14 protein-coding genes are annotated in these 16,738 nt (G+C 55.8%); all 14 read left to right on the top strand.

Annotated elements, in window-relative coordinates:
- Nucleotides 1-209 precede the first annotated feature (209 nt).
- From rsmH to serS, 14 genes are read left to right on the top strand one after another with little or no spacing between them, the layout of a single operon-like run.
- The gene (rsmH, locus tag Q1K76_RS07290) at nt 210-1,124 is read left to right on the top strand and encodes a 16S rRNA (cytosine(1402)-N(4))-methyltransferase RsmH (RefSeq protein ID WP_258327712.1); all 915 of its coding nucleotides are present in this window, start codon (nt 210-212) and stop codon (nt 1,122-1,124) included.
- 4 nt (nt 1,125-1,128) lie between these two features.
- Nucleotides 1,129-1,491, top strand: a complete 363-nt coding sequence (locus Q1K76_RS07295) for an FtsL-like putative cell division protein (RefSeq protein WP_087409359.1) — start codon at nt 1,129-1,131, stop codon at nt 1,489-1,491.
- Nucleotides 1,475-3,535: a penicillin-binding protein gene (locus Q1K76_RS07300; RefSeq protein WP_087409360.1), complete on the top strand. Its 2,061-nt coding sequence runs from the start codon at nt 1,475-1,477 to the stop codon at nt 3,533-3,535. The genes Q1K76_RS07295 and Q1K76_RS07300 overlap by 17 nt, the downstream gene beginning before the upstream one ends.
- 16 nt (nt 3,536-3,551) lie before the next feature.
- Nucleotides 3,552-5,015 carry a UDP-N-acetylmuramoyl-L-alanyl-D-glutamate--2,6-diaminopimelate ligase gene (locus Q1K76_RS07305; RefSeq protein WP_087409361.1) on the top strand — a complete coding sequence of 488 codons (1,464 nt, stop codon included), beginning with the start codon at nt 3,552-3,554 and terminating at the stop codon, nt 5,013-5,015.
- A gap of 25 nt (nt 5,016-5,040) precedes the next feature.
- Nucleotides 5,041-6,306 (top strand): phospho-N-acetylmuramoyl-pentapeptide-transferase, encoded by a 1,266-nt coding sequence (gene mraY, locus Q1K76_RS07310; protein ID WP_258327714.1) that lies wholly within the window; start codon nt 5,041-5,043, stop codon nt 6,304-6,306.
- 15 nt (nt 6,307-6,321) lie between these two features.
- Nucleotides 6,322-7,665, top strand: a complete 1,344-nt coding sequence (gene murD, locus Q1K76_RS07315) for a UDP-N-acetylmuramoyl-L-alanine--D-glutamate ligase (RefSeq protein ID WP_300132196.1) — start codon at nt 6,322-6,324, stop codon at nt 7,663-7,665.
- Between the two features lie 12 nt (nt 7,666-7,677).
- Complete coding sequence (locus Q1K76_RS07320; protein WP_300132199.1) at nt 7,678-8,958, top strand: FtsW/RodA/SpoVE family cell cycle protein; 1,281 nt, start codon at nt 7,678-7,680, stop codon at nt 8,956-8,958.
- Between the two features lie 10 nt (nt 8,959-8,968).
- Entirely contained in the window at nt 8,969-10,081 is a 1,113-nt protein-coding gene (murG, locus tag Q1K76_RS07325; RefSeq protein WP_258327743.1) for an undecaprenyldiphospho-muramoylpentapeptide beta-N-acetylglucosaminyltransferase, read from the top strand.
- Complete coding sequence (gene murC, locus Q1K76_RS07330; RefSeq protein ID WP_300132202.1) at nt 10,078-11,448, top strand: UDP-N-acetylmuramate--L-alanine ligase; 1,371 nt, start codon at nt 10,078-10,080, stop codon at nt 11,446-11,448. The genes murG and murC overlap by 4 nt, the downstream gene beginning before the upstream one ends.
- An 8-nt stretch (nt 11,449-11,456) precedes the next feature.
- Nucleotides 11,457-12,182 (top strand): cell division protein FtsQ/DivIB, encoded by a 726-nt coding sequence (locus tag Q1K76_RS07335; protein ID WP_158096878.1) that lies wholly within the window; start codon nt 11,457-11,459, stop codon nt 12,180-12,182.
- Nucleotides 12,183-12,205: 23 nt separating this feature from the next.
- A complete protein-coding gene (gene ftsA / locus Q1K76_RS07340; protein WP_087409367.1) occupies nt 12,206-13,627 on the top strand; it encodes a cell division protein FtsA in 1,422 nt (473 codons plus the stop codon).
- Nucleotides 13,628-13,639: 12 nt separating this feature from the next.
- Nucleotides 13,640-14,866 (top strand): cell division protein FtsZ, encoded by a 1,227-nt coding sequence (ftsZ, locus tag Q1K76_RS07345; RefSeq protein WP_087409368.1) that lies wholly within the window; start codon nt 13,640-13,642, stop codon nt 14,864-14,866.
- 26 nt (nt 14,867-14,892) lie between these two features.
- Complete coding sequence (locus Q1K76_RS07350) at nt 14,893-15,342, top strand: GatB/YqeY domain-containing protein (protein WP_087409369.1); 450 nt, start codon at nt 14,893-14,895, stop codon at nt 15,340-15,342.
- Between the two features lie 29 nt (nt 15,343-15,371).
- Nucleotides 15,372-16,643, top strand: a complete 1,272-nt coding sequence (serS, locus tag Q1K76_RS07355) for a serine--tRNA ligase (RefSeq protein WP_087409370.1) — start codon at nt 15,372-15,374, stop codon at nt 16,641-16,643.
- Nucleotides 16,644-16,738: the final 95 nt, after the last annotated feature.

The following is a 16,738-nucleotide window of genomic DNA, read 5'->3' on the forward strand; positions in this document are numbered from 1 at the left end:
TGTGTACAAAAATACACCATTTTTTTATTTTTACAGATATGAACAGGGCTTTTATTACGGAATGATAGAAGTCGTCGAGTTAATGCCCGGAAATTTTTGGACTTTAGATGAAAAAAAATAGCGAAAAAAGTGAAAAAGAGCACTGCGGGATTAGGGATTAATGCCTATCTTTACCCTGCAAAAATGTGAAGTTGGAGGACAAGTAGTAAATGGAATTGCAATCGACTGTATATCATATACCTGCACTTCTCGAGGAGTGTATCGACGGACTGGCCATCAAACCCGGTGGCACCTATGTCGATGTGACCTTTGGCGGAGGTGGACATTCCCGGGCCATTTTAGGACATTTAGGCGAAGCGGGACGACTCTTTTCGCTGGACCAGGACGAGGATGCCCGGCGCAACAGTTTGGACGATTGCCGGTTTACATTTGTTCACAGTAATTTCAGGTATCTGAAAAACTTCATGCGCTATTATGGTGTGGAGCAAGTCGACGGTATCCTGGCCGATTTGGGGGTTTCGTTTCACCACTTCGACGATTCGGAGCGGGGGTTCTCGTTCCGCTTTGAAGGGCCTCTCGACATGCGCATGAACCAACGGGCATTACAGACGGCTGCCCAGGTGGTGGCCACGTATAGCGAGGAGCAATTGGCCGACCTCTTCTTTCTCTACGGCGAGTTGAAGAGTGCGCGCCGCATAGCTTCGGCCATCGTTTCGGCCCGGGCCGCGTCGCCCATCATTACGACCGAGCAGCTGCTCGAGGTGGTGCGTCCCTGCGTCAACCGCAAGCAGGAGAAGAAAGAACTGGCCCAACTGTTCCAGGCATTGCGCATCGAGGTGAACCGCGAGATGGAGAGTCTGCGCCGGCTGCTCGAGCAGTCGGTCGAACTGCTGGCTCCCGGTGGACGGCTGGTGATACTCACCTACCACTCGCTCGAAGACCGCATGGTCAAGAACTTCATACGCACGGGAAATGTCGAGGGGCGTGCCGAACAGGATTTCTTCGGCCGCATCGAGGCTCCGTTCCGGGCGGTCAACCACAAGGTGATTGTCCCCGACGAAGCCGAAATCGAACGCAATCCCCGTTCGCGTAGTGCTAAACTGAGAATTGCAGAGAGGGTATAGAGGTATGGCAAAGAAAGCAAAAAACGAAAGAATAGGATTTATCAAATATCTGAAGCTGGTGATTCAGGGGCGTATCTTCTCCCTGGACTTTTTCCGCTCGCACTGGGGCTTTATCGCTTCGGTGGTTTTTCTATTCTGCTTGTCGATAGCCAATCGATATGTGTGCCAGACCAAGTTGCAGACCATTCGCGATTTGCAATTCGAGCTGGTCAATGCCAAGACCGATCGGGTGCGTGCTGCAGCCCGGTATATGGGGGCTGTGCGGCATTCGCGCATCGTGACGCTCGTGAACGAAAACCGGCTGGGGCTCGAGATACCCAATACCCCGCCTGTAAAATTGAGACAGACCGATGGAGACAAGGAATAGAAATCATATATTGCTGCGCTATACCCTGGTGATTGTAGGGGTATTGCTCTTTAGTATCGCCATTGTCAAAAAGGCGGCCGATACGTGCATTATCCATGCCGATAAATGGAATGCCAAGGCGGCTCAGATGCTCTCGGTATCGCTCGACGTGATGCCCGAGCGTGGCGATATTCTGGCCCAGAACGGCGAGGTGCTGGCTACGACGATGACCTACTACGGGGCCATCATCGACTTTACGGTGCCCAAGTTCAAGGCCAAGGAGTTCAACGACAGCGTGCAGGCTTTGAGCCAGATGCTGGCCAAGTATTTTCCCAAAAAGACGGCTGCCGCCTATGAGCAGAGCATGAGGCAGGCCTTCAAGCAGGGCAAACGCGGCTATGTGCTGGTGAGCGAGGTGACGGGAAAGGACTACAAGTTGATGAAGACGTTTCCCTTCCTGAGGAATCCGACCAAGTTCTCGGGCTTCTACCTCAATTCGGCCCGAATCATCAAGCGGGAGAAACCCTACGGGAATATGGCTTCGCGAGCCATCGGCCGGCTGAACGAGACCTTTCACGGCAGCAGCGGCCTGGAGAAGGCGTTTGACTCCCTGCTGTACGGTGTGCCGGGAAAGACCATCAAGAAACAGATTCCTTCGGGTATTGTCGATTGGGTGGCTGTACCCCCGCAACGAGGTCTCGATGTGAAGACGACAATCGATATAGATATACAGGATATTACCGAGCAGGCCCTGCTGGGGGCAATCGAAGAGACTCAACCCGAGTTTGCCGTGGCGGTGGTCATGGAGGTGGCGACGGGCGATATCAAGGCCATGTCGAATTTGGCACGGCTGCCCAACGGAGAGTATCTGGAGACGGTAAACAATGCCGTGCAAGGCTACGAGCCTGGCTCGGTTATCAAGCCGCTGTCGATGATGATTGCCCTCGACGACGGGGTCGTGCGCCCCAACGACATCATCAATGGCCATAATGGCGTGTTCCGCTATCCGCCGGGCCGAAAGGTGCGTCCTATCACCGATACGCATGGACGGGCGTCGATGACGGCTCTCGAGGCGATGAAGTATTCGTCGAATATCGGTCTGTCCGAGATTATTCTGAAAGGATACGAGCATGACCCCGACCGTTTTGTGCAACGTATCTACGAGGTGGGTTTCATGGAGCCCTTCGACCTAGGTATCCCCGGTGCGGCGCGTCCCGTCATACGTCACCTGAAAAACGATGTGGGCGACCGGGTCGACCTCACCCGCATGTCATACGGCTATACCACCCAGATTCCGCCTATCTATACGTTGGCTCTGTACAATGCCATTGCCAACGACGGCAAGTTTGTGAAACCCCGTTTGGTGAAAGAACTGTTGCGCAACGGACAGACCGATACGGTCTTCAACATTCGCTACATCCGGGAACAGGCCTGCAAGCCCGAGACGGCTCGCGAATTGCGCAAGATGCTCTATGCCGTGGTAAACGACAACGACGGTACCGGGCGGCGGGCCCGTTCGACCAAAGTGGGCATTGCCGGCAAAACAGGTACGGTGCGGGTACTCGGTGCCAGCGGGTACGAGAGCCGCTACCGCATCACCTTCTGCGGATTCTTCCCCTATGAGAAACCGCAATACTCGTGTATCGTTCTGTTGGGTAAACCCGATCTGCCGGGCATGCCTTCGGCCGGTCACTATTGCGGCGGTGTGTTGAAGAAGATAGCCGAGACCCTCTACTCGATGGGACGGCTCGACATGCCTCGGGTGTTGCCTACCGACTCGACTCTGACCTTTGCTCCGGCCGTGATGAAAGGCAATCTGTCCGATGCTCGGGAGGTGTTGCAGACACTGGGTGTACAAGGCGATGTGAGCGACTGTTTCCACATGGAAACCGATTGCGACAGCATGCCCGACATGATAGGAATGGGAGCTCGCGACGCTCTATATCTGTTGGAGCATGCCGGATTGAACGTGAATATTCAGGGCCGCGGCCGGGTATATGAACAGTCTATCCCCAAGGGCGCTGTGTTGCAGCCAGGCACGACGGTGATTTTAAGATTGAAATAGGAAAGGATACGATGATATGAAAAATGTAGAAGAGTTATTATCGGGAATTACAGTGGTCGAGCGCAAGGGCGCGGCCGTGAGCGAGGTGTCGGGTGTGGAGTCGGACTCCCGCCAGGTAAAACCCGGCTACCTGTTTGTGGCTGTGCGCGGTGCGTCGGTCGATGGTCATACCTTTATCCCCCAGGCCATGGCACAGGGGGCCAAGGTGATTGTTTGTGAAGAGTTTCCCACCGAGCTGAATGGCGAGGTGTCGTATATAAAAGTCGATGACAGTGCGGTAGCTTTCGGCATGTTGGCCTCGGCTTGGTATGGCAATCCCTCGCGCGAGCTTACGCTGGTGGGGGTAACCGGTACCAACGGCAAGACGACCACGGCCACACTGCTGTACGAGATGTTCCGCTCGCTGGGTTACAAGGCCGGACTCCTCTCGACGGTGTGCAACTACATCGATACGGTGAAGGTTCCCGCTACCCACACCACCCCCGACCCGTTGCATCTGCACCGTCTGTTGCGCGAGATGGTCGATGCCGGTTGCCAGTATGCCTTCATGGAGGTGAGTTCGCACTCGGCAGCCCAGCACCGCATTGCCGGGCTCGATTTCGACGGGGCCATCTTTACCAACCTGACACGCGACCACATCGACTATCACAAGACGGTAGAGGCCTATCTGAAGGCCAAGAAGTCGTTCTTCGACGGACTGCCCGAGGGCTCTTTTGCCTTGACCAATATCGACGACAAGTCGGGCCTGGTGATGTTGCAGAACACGCGGGCCGAGAAGCATACCTACTCGTTGCGGACGATGGCCGACTTCAAGGCCCGGATCATCGAGAGCCGTATCGACGGCATGACCCTCGAAATCAACGGCAAGACGGTAGAGGTGATGTTCGTGGGCAAGTTCAATGCCTACAACCTGCTGGCCGTCTACGGAGCTACCTGTCTGCTGGGGCAGAACCCCGACGAGGTGTTGCGCAAGATGAGCCTGCTGGTGCCTGTGGCCGGGCGGTTCCAGACCCTGCACTCGTCGCGCGGATATACCGTAATCGTAGACTATGCACACACCCCCGATGCGCTGAACAATGTGCTTACCTCTATCCGTGAGGTGCTGGGCAACCGGGGACACATCATCACCGTGGTGGGTGCCGGCGGCAACCGCGACAAGGGCAAACGACCCATGATGGCCCGCGAAGCGGTGAACCTGAGCGACCGGGTGATTCTCACTTCCGACAATCCCCGCTTCGAGAATCCCAACGACATTCTCAACGACATGCTGGCCGGGCTCGATGCCGAGCAACGCCGCAAGACCTTGACCCAGGTGGACCGTCGCGAAGCCATTCGCACCGCCACACAGTTTGCCAATCCTGGCGATGTGATACTGGTGGCTGGCAAGGGGCATGAGGATTACCAGGAAATCGAGGGGGTAAAACACCACTTCGACGATAAGGAAGAGGTAGAAAAACTGTTTGCCGAAGAGCAGGCTTAACGACTAATTGCGAAATAAAGAGACTATGCTATACTATCTGTTTCAATATCTCGAATCGATATTCGATATTCCGGGTGCACGACTGTTTTCGTACATTTCGTTCCGGTCGGTAGCCGCTTTTATCCTGTCGCTCTTCATTGCCACGATTATCGGTAGGCGCATTATCAACCGGTTGCAGTTGCGGCAAATCGGCGAGATTGTGCGCGACCTGGGGCTGGAAGGTCAGATGGCCAAAAAGGGTACCCCCACGATGGGAGGTATCATCATCATTATTGCCATACTGGTACCCTGCCTGTTGCTGGGTCGGCTGGGCAACATCTACATGATACTGATGCTCATCACCACCGTATGGCTGGGAGCCATAGGTTTCCTCGACGACTATATCAAGGTATTCAAAAAAGACAAAGAGGGGCTGCACGGGCGGTTCAAGATTGTAGGTCAGGTGGGGCTGGGGCTCATCGTGGGACTTACGCTCTATCTGAGTCCCGATGTGGTGATTCGTGAAAATGTGGCCGTACAGGCTCCCGGTACCGATACCGAGGTGGTCAAGTACGAATCTGAGAATATCAAGTCGACCCAGACGACCATCCCCTTCTTCAAAAACAATAACCTCGATTATGCCGACCTGGTGCCCTTCCTGGGCGAGCATGCCCAGACCGGCGGCTGGATTATCTTCATCCTGCTCACCATTTTTGTGGTGACTGCCGTATCGAACGGAGCCAACCTGACCGACGGTCTCGACGGTCTGGCTACGGGCACCTCGGCCATCATGGGGCTTACGCTGGGTATTCTGGCCTACCTGTCGGGTCACATAGCCTATGCCTCCTATTTAAATATAATGTATATACCGGGCAGTGAAGAGCTGGTGGTGTTTGCCAGTGCTTTCATGGGGGCCACTATCGGCTTCCTGTGGTACAATGCTTATCCCGCCCAGGTATTCATGGGCGACACGGGCAGCCTCACGCTGGGCGGTATCATTGCCGTCTTTGCCTTGTGCATACACAAAGAGCTGCTTATCCCCATCTTGTGCGCTATCTTCTTTGTCGAGGACCTGTCGGTAATGATGCAGGTCGCCTACTTCAAGATAACCAAGCGCAAGTATGGCGAGGGTCGCCGTATCTTCAAGATGACACCGTTGCACCACCATTTCCAGAAACCGGGAAATGCGGGTATCAACGCCTTGATACAAAAACCGCTGCAAGCTGTGCCCGAATCGAAAATCGTTGTTCGGTTCTGGATTGTCTGTCTCATGCTGGCAGCTATTACCATAATTACGCTGAAAATGCGTTAGAAAGGTTGTTTCGATATGGAAAAGAAAAAGAGAATTGTAGTGTTGGGAGCTGGTGAGAGCGGTGCGGGAGCCGCCGTGCTGGCTCAGATAAAGGGTTTCGATGTATTCGTTTCGGATATGTCGTCGATCAAAGACTCATATAAACAGCAGCTCGACCACTACGGTATTGCGTGGGAAGAGGGTCACCATACCCCCGAGCTGATACTGAATGCCGACGAGGTAGTCAAGAGTCCCGGCATTCCCGAGAATGCCCCCATGATTGTGGCTCTGCGCGAGCGGAATATCCCCGTTATCTCCGAAATCGAGTTTGCCGGTCGCTATACGCATGCCCGTATGGTGTGCATTACCGGCAGCAACGGCAAGACGACTACGACCCTGCTCACCTACCATATTCTGAAGAGTGCCGGGTTAAAGGTAGGCCTGGCCGGTAACGTGGGCAAGAGTCTGGCCCTGCAGGTGGCTACCTGCGACTACGACTACTACGTCATCGAGTTGAGCAGTTTCCAGCTCGACAACATGTACGACTTCAAGGCCAATATCGCCGTGCTGCTCAACATCACGCCCGACCACCTCGACCGCTACGACTACAAGATGGAGAACTATGTGAACGCCAAGTTCCGCATCATACGCAACCAGACCGAGGACGACGCCTTTATCTACTGGAACGACGACCCCGTCATCAACGAGAAGCTGTCGACCCTCACCCTCCAGTCGCAACGCTACCCCTTTGCCGAGACGCACGAGCCCGGCACGCAGGCCTATACCGACCACGGGGAGCTGACGTTCGACACCCCCGAGGAGAAACTCACGATGAAGGCCGACGAACTGTCGCTGCACGGCCGCCACAACCTCTACAACTCGATGGCTGCCGGCCTGTCGGCCTGCCTGCTGAATGTGAAGAAGGAGACCATACGCAAGGCATTGAGCGACTTCGAGTCGGTAGAGCATCGGCTCGAACGGGTTGCTTCGGTGCGGGGTGTGCAGTTCATCAACGACTCGAAGGCTACGAATGTCAACTCGTGCTGGTATGCACTGGAAAGTATGAAGACCCCTGTGGTGCTCATTCTGGGCGGCAAGGACAAGGGTAACGACTATACCGAAATCGAGCAGTTGGTGCGCGATAAGGTGAAGGCGCTGGTGTTCCTCGGGGTCGACAACAGCAAGTTGCACGCCTTCTTCGAGGGAAAGGTGCCCTATATCACCGAGGCCCGCTCGATGAAAGAGGCCGTAGACAAATCGTATGCCCTCGCTTCGCCGGGCGATACCGTGTTGCTGTCGCCCTGCTGTGCCAGCTTCGACCTGTTCAAAAGCTACGAGGACCGGGGCGACCAGTTCAAGGCGTGTGTAAGAGCTTTATAAAACGAGAACGAAATGATGAAAGAAGAGGCAGTTGAGAAACCGAGGAGGAGCGATCCCTACATTTGGGGCATCATCATCATCCTGTATATCGTTTCGGTGGTCGAGGTATATAGTGCCATCAGCCGGGAGATTACGGGAGGCGATGTCTATACCCCTATTATCAAGCATGTGTTGCTTCTCTTTTCGGGATTCCTGATAACCTATGTGACCTCGAGGGTGCACTACAAGTGGTTCAAGGTGATGGCCTATCTGATGATACCGGCGGCCATCGTGTTGCTGGTGTGCATTCTCTTTTGGGGCGACATGCTCAATGGGGCCAAGCGTACCATCACGGTGTGGGGAGTCTCGCTGCAAGGTTCGGAGGTGGCCAAGGTCACCATCGTGCTGGCCATGGCAACCGTGCTGGCCAAATCGCAAATCAAGCGAGGGGTGAACACGAAGGGAGTGGTGCTGGTCGTGGTGCTGGTGACCATCTTCAGCGGTCTGCTGTTTACCCAAGGGCTCACCAACACGTTGCTGTTTATCGGCATCAGCGTGTGCATGATGCTGATAGGCGGTGTGGAGTGGTACAAGTTGGGCATTATCTTTCTGGTCTATCTCGTCCTGGCACTGGCCGTGATGCAGGCCAAGGATATTCTGACCGAGAGAGAACTCTTCAACAAGCAGGAACAGACGGTCCAGGATGGTGAGAAGAAAGATGTGCTTATCCAGCGAAGCTCTACGTGGAAGAGCCGGTTGGAAGACTTCTTCGACTCGACGCCCGAGTATGAGAAAGAGACGACCGATGCCAACCGTCAGGAGCATCGGGCTGCCATGGCGATGGCCCACGGTGGTATCACCGGTGTAGGGCCCGGCAACAGTCGGGAGGCTTCGCGGCTGCCGCTGGCTTTCTCGGACTATATCTATGCCATCATCATCGAAGACCTGGGTTTTGTGGTCGGCGGGGTAGGACTATTGCTGGTCTACCTCATGATTCTGGCGCGGGCGGGGCTCATTGCCCGGCGATGCACCAAAGCCTTCCCGGCCCTGCTGGTGATGGGTATGGCGGTGATGATTGTGTTGCAGGCTCTCTTCAACATGGCTATCGTGGTAGGGGTATTCCCGGTTTCGGGTCAGCCGCTGCCGCTCATCAGTAAGGGTGGAACCTCGATATGGATGATGAGCTTTGCCTTCGGGGTCATGCTCAGCGTGAGCCGGTATGCCGTGAAAGATACAGGAGCAAATATCAAGTCGGAACGGGAGAGCGGTTTGCCCGAAGATTTGCAGGCTGCCAATCCCACCAATTTAGCATAAGGAGGCTATGATGAAACGAGCAATCAGAGTATTGATAAGCGGCGGTGGTACCGGGGGGCACATCTTCCCCGCCATATCCATTGCCAATGCGATAAAGGCCCGTTGCCCCGAGGCCGACATCTTGTTTGTCGGGGCCGAGAACCGGATGGAGATGGAGAAGGTACCGGCTGCCGGATACCGCATCGAAGGGCTTCCCGTGAGCGGCTTCAACCGCAGCAACCTGCTGGCCAACTTCAAGGTGTTGTGGCGGTTGGGCAAGAGCCTGCGGCTGGCCCGCCAGATTGTGCGCGGGTTCAACCCCGATATTGCCGTGGGCGTAGGCGGTTATGCCAGCGGTCCCACGCTGTGGGCGGCAGCCCGCCGGGGGGTGCCCACCCTCATTCAGGAGCAGAACTCCTATGCGGGTGTCACCAACAAACTGCTGGCTTCGAAGGCGCACACCATCTGTGTGGCCTATGAGGGGATGGAGCGGTTTTTCCCCGCCGGTAAAATAGTGCTTACGGGGAACCCCGTGCGGCAGGACTTGTGCAACGACCGGCTCACTCGCGACGAGGCGTTCGACTTCTTCGGGCTCGACCCGCACAAGAAGACCATTCTGCTCATCGGCGGCAGTCTGGGGGCTCTCACCCTCAACACGGCCGTTGTCGAGTCTATCCCCGAAATCGTGAAGAGCGGCGTGCAGCTTATCTGGCAGTGCGGCAAGCGGTTCGACGAGAAGGCCCGCGCCGCATTGAAGGCGGCGGGCGACCCGGCCTGCATCAAACAGATGCCCTTTATAGCTCGCATGGACTTGGCCTACAAGGCTGCCGACCTGGTGATTTCGCGGGCCGGAGCCAGCTCTATCTCGGAGCTCTGCCTGTTGGGTAAGCCGGCCATTCTGGTACCTTCGCCCAATGTAGCCGAAGACCACCAGACCAAGAATGCCGAGGCCCTCTCGTCGAAGGGAGCCGCCATTCTGGTGCGCGACGCCGAGGCCCGTCAGCGGTTGATGCCCTGCGCCCTCTCGGTGGTGAACGACGAGGATTGTCTGGAGTCGATGAGCCGGCAGATTTCGAAACTGGCTCAGCGCGATTCGGCCGCGCGTATTGCCGATATAATATTTGACATAGTCGATAAAAAATGAAACAGTACAGTTCGCTTTATTTCATAGGTGCCGGCGGCATAGGTATGAGTGCGCTGGTGCGTTATTTCCTGGCAAAGGGATACCGGGTGGCCGGTTACGACCGCACCTCGTCGCCCCTGACCGAAGCCTTGCAGAGCGAGGGGCTCGAGATTGTCTATGACGAGTCGGTCGACCTCATCCCCGACTATTGCCGCGACCCGAAAACGACGCTCGTCGTCTATACCCCGGCCATTCCCGCCACACATGCCGGGCTGGTCTACTTCAGAGAGCACGGCTTCAAGGTGGTGAAACGGGCCGAGCTGCTGGGGCTCATCACCCAGTCGAGCAAGGGGCTTTGCTTCTCGGGTACGCACGGCAAGACGACCACCTCGAGCATGGCGGCCCACATCTTTCACGAGTCGCCCATCGGGTGCAACGCCTTTCTGGGCGGTATCCTGCGCAACTACAACAGCAACCTCATCCTGTCGGACCACTCGCCCTTTACGGTAATCGAGGCCGACGAGTACGACCGTTCGTTCCACTGGTTGCACCCCTATATGGCGGTGGTGACGGCTACCGACCCCGACCACCTCGACATCTACGGTACCGAGGAGGCCTATCTCGAGAGCTTCGCACACTTCACCTCGCTCATCCAGCCGGGTGGCTGTCTGGTCATCAAGAAGGGTATCAAGCTGGTGCCCCGTGTGCAGGAGGGGGTGAAGGTCTACACCTATTCGGCCCGCGACGGCGGCGATTTCCACGCCGATAATATCCGGGTGGGCAACGGTACGATTCTCTTCGACTTCGTAGCCCCCGACGGTGTGGTGACCGATGTCGAGCTGGGTGTCCCCGTCGACATCAACATCGAGAATGCCGTGGTCGCCATGGCCATAGCCCGGTTGAACGGGGTGGCCGACGACGACATGCGGCGGGCCATGGCCTCGTTCAAGGGAGCCAAGCGGCGGTTCGAGTTCTGGGTGAAACGCGACGACCGCGTGATGATAGACGATTATGCCCATCACCCCGACGAGCTGAAAGCCAGTATCCGTTCGGTACGGGCCCTCTATCCCGGGCGTAAACTCACGGTTATCTTCCAGCCCCACCTGTATAGTCGCACCCGCGATTTTGCGCCCCAGTTTGCCGAGGCGCTGTCGATGGCCGACCAGGTGATACTGCTCGATATTTATCCGGCTCGCGAATTGCCTATACCGGGAGTCACGTCGCAACTTATTTTCGACCGGATAACATGCAGAGATAAAGAACTTTGTTTGCGCGAAAAGTTGTTAGAACGGATAAAAGAGTGTAACTTTGACATTTTATTGACGATGGGAGCCGGCGATATAGATCGTCTGCTTCCCGAGATAGCATCAATCGTGGAGGCAAAATGAAGGTCTTGTTGAGATTTCTGTTGATGGTAGTGCTTGTGGTCTACCTGTTTGTCGCGTTCTTTGTCCTCCGCTCGCATGCGGCCGAGGAGAAGTGTCTCGACTTGCAGGTCGAGGTCCTGGACAGTGCTACGCATCACTATATCTCACCGGCCGATGTATATAGATATATCGAAGAGTACGATTTGGACCCCTGCGGAAAACCGATGGGGGAGGTCAATACCGAAGATATGGAGCGAACCCTCATGCTGAATGGCGTGTTAGGTTCGGTCGAGTGTTACAAGGAGGTAGGGGGCACCGTGTGTGTGAAGGTAACCCAGCGCATTCCCGTAATGCGGGTGATGGCCAATGGCAGCAACTATTACGTCGATACCGAAGGGCATCGCATTGTTGCCGTGGCGCAGTATCGCACCCCGTTGCCTCTGGTGACCGGGCAGGTAGACAGTACGCTGACCTATCTCGACCTGTTGCCGATGGCCCGGTATATTTACGGGCATCCTTTTTGGAATGCTCAGATTGAACAAATTTATGTCAATGAGCGTCATGAAGTGGAGTTGGTGCCCCGGGTCGGCAAGCAGACGATTCTGCTGGGCTCGGTGGAGGATTATGAGACGAAGTTCGACAATCTGATGCTGGTCTATAAGGATGTATTCAGCAAGACCGGTTGGACGATGTACGACACCGTTTCACTGAAGTTTAAGAATCAGGTGGTTTGTACGCGTAGAAAAAAGTGGTGAAATAAAAACTAATAGAGAAAGATATGGATACGGAGAGATACATAGTAGCTATTGAGATCGGGAGCTCGAAGATAAGAGGAGCCATAGCAACCCGTTCTCTCAAGGGGGTTGTTACTGTGCTTGGCGTAGATACCGAATCGTTGAGCGGGAGTGTGAAACGCGGTTTCGTGGTTCGCCCCGACGAAGTATCGGCAAAAATCAGACGCCTGATAGTCAAACTGAGTAACCGCATAGGGACCTCGAAGAAGATCAAGCAGGTCTATGTCGGCATCAGCGGTCAGTCGCTCCATGCTGAGGATCATCTGATCAGCCGCGATTATCCCGAGGGTACGCTCATCAACGAAGATATAATCAAACACCTGCAGGAGGAGGCCCGCGAGATGCCTATCGCCGGAGCCGATATTCTGGAGGTGGTTCGCACCGAAGTGACGGTCGACGATCAGCCGCGCATCGGTCGGGAAGAGCTGGTTGGCTCGAGCCTGAAGATGGGCGTGAAGCTGATTGTGGCCCGCGACGAACTCAAGAAAAGTGCCGCCCGCTGTTTCCAAGGCGATTTGACGGTGGCTCATTATATACCCACGGCCCTCTCGACCGCCTATGTGGCCTTGAGCAACGAGGAGCGTCAGGCCGGTGTCATGCTGGTCGATTTTGGGGCCGACACGACTACCGTCTCGATTTACAAGGATGGATTCTTGCGTTACCTCTCGACCATACCGCTGGGCGGGCAGAACATCACGCGCGACATTATGACGCTGAACGTGACGGCTGCCGAGGCCGAGTCGTTCAAGATTCGTTTGGGGTCGGCCAAGATGGTGGGCGAGGAGTCGAACATTACACTGCGCGGCGAGAGCGGTTCGGAAATCAAGAGCCTCGACCTCTCGAAGGTGGTCAAGGCTCGTATCGAAGAGATTGTGGCCAACGTGAACGCACACTTCGATTATGCCAAGTGCGACCGCAAGAGCCTGGGCGCCGGCATGGTGATTGTGGGCGGAGCCTCCAAGCTCTCCAACCTCACCGAGCTCCTGGCCGAGAAGTGCGACATCAAGGTTCGCAAGGGTGCCCTCCGTCAGGATATGTTGCTCGACGTAGCTTCGCAATCGAAGAGCGCCGACTATCTGCAGATATTGGGCCTGCTCTATTCGGGCCGTGAAAACTGCGTGGAGGTAATAGCCCGGCCGGCTGCGACCCCCGAGGTGGAGCCGCAGGTCGAGGAGGAAGAGGAACCCGTAGACCCGAGAGAGCAACGGGCTCGCGAAAAAGAGGAACAGGAGCGTCGCAAACGGGCCGAGAAGGAGCGCCGCAAACGCGAAGCCGAAGAGGCCAAGAAACGCGAGAAAGAGCGTAAGGAAAAGGAGAAAGCCAACAAGCCCGGCTTATTCGGTAAGTTGAGAGATATGGTCAAGAAGGCCGAGACTCTGCTCGATGATGAAAACGATAACTATTAAAAGTAGAAGGTTATGAACGATGTAGATATAAATAGCTCCAAGTTGCCCGACTTCATCGTCCCCGGGGTCGGAGAGAGGAAAGAAGAGCCTATCAAGATAAAGGTCGTGGGCGTAGGTGGTGGTGGCGGAAACGCTGTCAACTACATGTATCGGCAGAATATTCAGGGCGTGAGTCTGGCCCTGTGCAATACCGATCCCCAGGCCATGTTCGACTCGCCGGTCCCCATCAAGGTGGCCATCGGCGACGAGGGTGCCGGCGGCGAGCCCGAGGAGGGCAAGCGCCTGGCCGAGGAGTATGAGAAACTGGACGGTCGCATCTCGTCCCTCTTCGAGGATGAGACCCGCATGGTATTCATCACCGCCGGTATGGGTGGAGGCACCGGTACGGGTGCCGGCCCGGTAGTGGCCCGCATCGCCAAGGAGAAGGGCATGCTCACGGTGGGTATCGTTACCATACCGTTCCTCTTCGAGGGCGAGCCCAAGATTCTGCAGGCCTTTGCCGGTGTCGAGGAGATGCGCAAGCACGTCGACGCCCTGCTGGTAATCAACAACGAGCGTCTGTGCAAAATCTATCCCGACCTCTCGTGGACCAACGCCTTCTCCAAAGCCGATGATGCCCTGGCCAACGCGGCCCGCAGCATTGCCGAGCTGGTGTCGAAGAACGGTAAGATAAACCTCGACTTTGCCGATGTGCGCACTACCCTGAAAAACGGAGGTGCCGCCGTCATCAGTACCGGCGAGGGCGAGGGTGAGCACCGCATGAGCAAGGCCATACAGAATGCACTCATCTCGCCGCTGCTCAAGGAGAGCGACATCTATGACTCGGAGCGGGTGCTCTTCAACCTCTACTTCTCGCCCGAAGAGACCGACGAGTTGCGTATCGAAGAGGCCAAGGAGCTGAACGCCTTTATGACCCGCTTCAAGAAACGGGTGAAGGTAATCTGGGGCTATACCCACGATTCGTCGCTGGGCAAGAAGGTGCGCATCACGATTCTGGCCACCGGCTTCGAGGTATCGGACCTCACCTTCAAGGGCGAGTACGGCGGCGATGCCGACGAGCACATAGCCCAGTCGCAGTACATCGTGCTGCGTCCCGACCAGCTCGACAACAACGCGTTGATCGAGAAGCTCGAGAATGCCCCGGCCTACGATCGGCCCAAAGACTTCCGCGACAATTTCGAGGGAGGCGAGAAGCGCAAGGAGGAGCCGACGAGCAACCGCCGTTCCATAAAGTTTTGATTGAAACCTGTAAAATAGTATAGATTATGAATTTATTTGATCAGGTCAGCAACGACATCAAAAGTGCCATGCTGGCAAAAGACAAGGTAAGACTCGAAGCCCTGCGGGGTATCAAGAAAGAGTTTCTCGAAGCAAAGACCGCCAAGGGTGCCGACGGCGAACTGTCGGACGAGACGGCGATGAAGATATTGGCCAAGATGGTAAAACAGCGCAAGGAGAGCGCACAGATTTATTCGGAGCAGAACCGCCCCGACTTGGCCGAACCCGAACTGGCCGAAGCTGCCGTTATCGAAACCTATCTGCCCAAACAGATGACCGACGAAGAGCTGACCGAAGCCCTCAAGGCCATCATTGCTCAGGTAGGTGCCACCAAACCGCAAGAGATGGGCAAGGTGATGGGCGTGGCCTCCAAACAGTTGGCCGGTCGTGCCGACGGTCGTGCCATCTCGGCCAAAGTAAAAGAACTGTTGTCGTAAACGAGAATACAATATACGAAATTTAGACTATGCTTACACTTAGTGTCATTAAAGAGAATCCCGAAGATGTGATTCGCCGGTTGGCTATCAAGCATTTCGACGGGAGAGAGGCTATCAACCGGGTACTCGAACTGGATAAAATCCGTCGCGCTTCGCAAGCCGAACTCGATGGCAAATTGGCCGAACTGAAAGGATTGGCCGCCCAGACCGGGCAACTGATGAAAGCCGGAAAGAAAGAGGAGGCCGAGGCCGTGAAAGCTCAGACGGCTGCCATCAAGGAGTCGACCAAAGCGCTCGAAGAGTCGATGGTATCGGCCGAGAAAGAGATTACCGATATTTTGTTGACTGTCCCCAACCTGCCTTATGCCGGTGTGCCCGAGGGACGTACCGCTGCCGACAACATTGTCGAGAAGACCGGTGGCGTGATGCCCAACCTGCCCGAGGATGCTCTGCCTCACTGGGAGTTGGCCAAGAAATACGACCTTATCGATTTCGAATTGGGCGTGAAGATTACCGGTGCCGGATTCCCCGTCTACAAAGGCAAGGGTGCCCGCCTGCAACGCGCCTTGATTTCGTTCTTCCTCGACGCCGCCCGTGAGGCCGGATACCTGGAGATACAGCCGCCTTATGTGGTGAATGCCGCATCGGGTTACGGCACGGGACAGCTGCCCGACAAAGAGGGTCAGATGTACCACTGCAACGAGGATGACCTCTACCTGATTCCTACCGCCGAGGTACCGGTGACCAACCTCTACCGCGACGTGATTTTCAACGAGAGCGACCTGCCTATCAAGAATACCGCTTACTCGGCTTGCTTCCGCCGCGAAGCCGGTTCGTACGGCAAAGACGTGCGCGGTCTGAATCGTCTGCACCAGTTCGACAAGGTAGAGATTGTACAGATACAGCACCCCGACCACTCGTACGAGGCTCTCGAGGAGATGAAGGACCACGTGCAAAGTCTGGTCGAGCGTCTCGAATTGCCCTGGCACATCCTGCGTCTGTGCGGTGGCGACATGAGCTTCACCTCGGCCATCACCTTCGACTTCGAGGTATTCTCGGCCGCTCAGAAACGCTGGCTCGAGGTTAGCTCGGTTTCCAACTTCGAGAGCTACCAGGCCAACCGTCTGCACTGTCGTTACCGCGGTGCCGACAAGAAGATGCACCTGTGCCACACCCTCAACGGTAGTGCACTGGCTTTGCCGCGTATCGTGGCAGCTCTGCTCGAAAACAACCAGACCCCCGAGGGTATCAAGATACCTAAGGTGCTGGTTCCCTACTGCGGTTTCGACATCATCGACTGATTGCCTGCGGCCTTGGTGCCGGGGTAAATATAGATACACAAGGGGTGTCCCATTCTTTTGGGGCGCCCCTGTCGTTTGTATTGTGGGGTCAAAAA

Origin of the sequence: uncultured Barnesiella sp. (genome assembly GCF_946496565.1) — a bacterium.
GTDB classification, from domain to species: Bacteria; Bacteroidota; Bacteroidia; order Bacteroidales; family Barnesiellaceae; genus Barnesiella; species Barnesiella merdigallinarum.

Coding starts and splice junctions, on each gene's coding strand:
- Q1K76_RS07300 (WP_087409360.1), top strand. CDS start 1,475: ATGGAGACAAGGAATAGAAATCATATATTGCTGCGCTATACCCTGGTG.
- Q1K76_RS07350 (WP_087409369.1), top strand. CDS start 14,893: ATGAATTTATTTGATCAGGTCAGCAACGACATCAAAAGTGCCATGCTG.
- rsmH (WP_258327712.1), top strand. CDS start 210: ATGGAATTGCAATCGACTGTATATCATATACCTGCACTTCTCGAGGAG.
- serS (WP_087409370.1), top strand. CDS start 15,372: ATGCTTACACTTAGTGTCATTAAAGAGAATCCCGAAGATGTGATTCGC.
- murG (WP_258327743.1), top strand. CDS start 8,969: ATGAAACGAGCAATCAGAGTATTGATAAGCGGCGGTGGTACCGGGGGG.
- ftsZ (WP_087409368.1), top strand. CDS start 13,640: ATGAACGATGTAGATATAAATAGCTCCAAGTTGCCCGACTTCATCGTC.
- mraY (WP_258327714.1), top strand. CDS start 5,041: ATGCTATACTATCTGTTTCAATATCTCGAATCGATATTCGATATTCCG.
- ftsA (WP_087409367.1), top strand. CDS start 12,206: ATGGATACGGAGAGATACATAGTAGCTATTGAGATCGGGAGCTCGAAG.
- Q1K76_RS07320 (WP_300132199.1), top strand. CDS start 7,678: ATGATGAAAGAAGAGGCAGTTGAGAAACCGAGGAGGAGCGATCCCTAC.
- Q1K76_RS07295 (WP_087409359.1), top strand. CDS start 1,129: ATGGCAAAGAAAGCAAAAAACGAAAGAATAGGATTTATCAAATATCTG.
- murD (WP_300132196.1), top strand. CDS start 6,322: ATGGAAAAGAAAAAGAGAATTGTAGTGTTGGGAGCTGGTGAGAGCGGT.
- murC (WP_300132202.1), top strand. CDS start 10,078: ATGAAACAGTACAGTTCGCTTTATTTCATAGGTGCCGGCGGCATAGGT.
- Q1K76_RS07305 (WP_087409361.1), top strand. CDS start 3,552: ATGAAAAATGTAGAAGAGTTATTATCGGGAATTACAGTGGTCGAGCGC.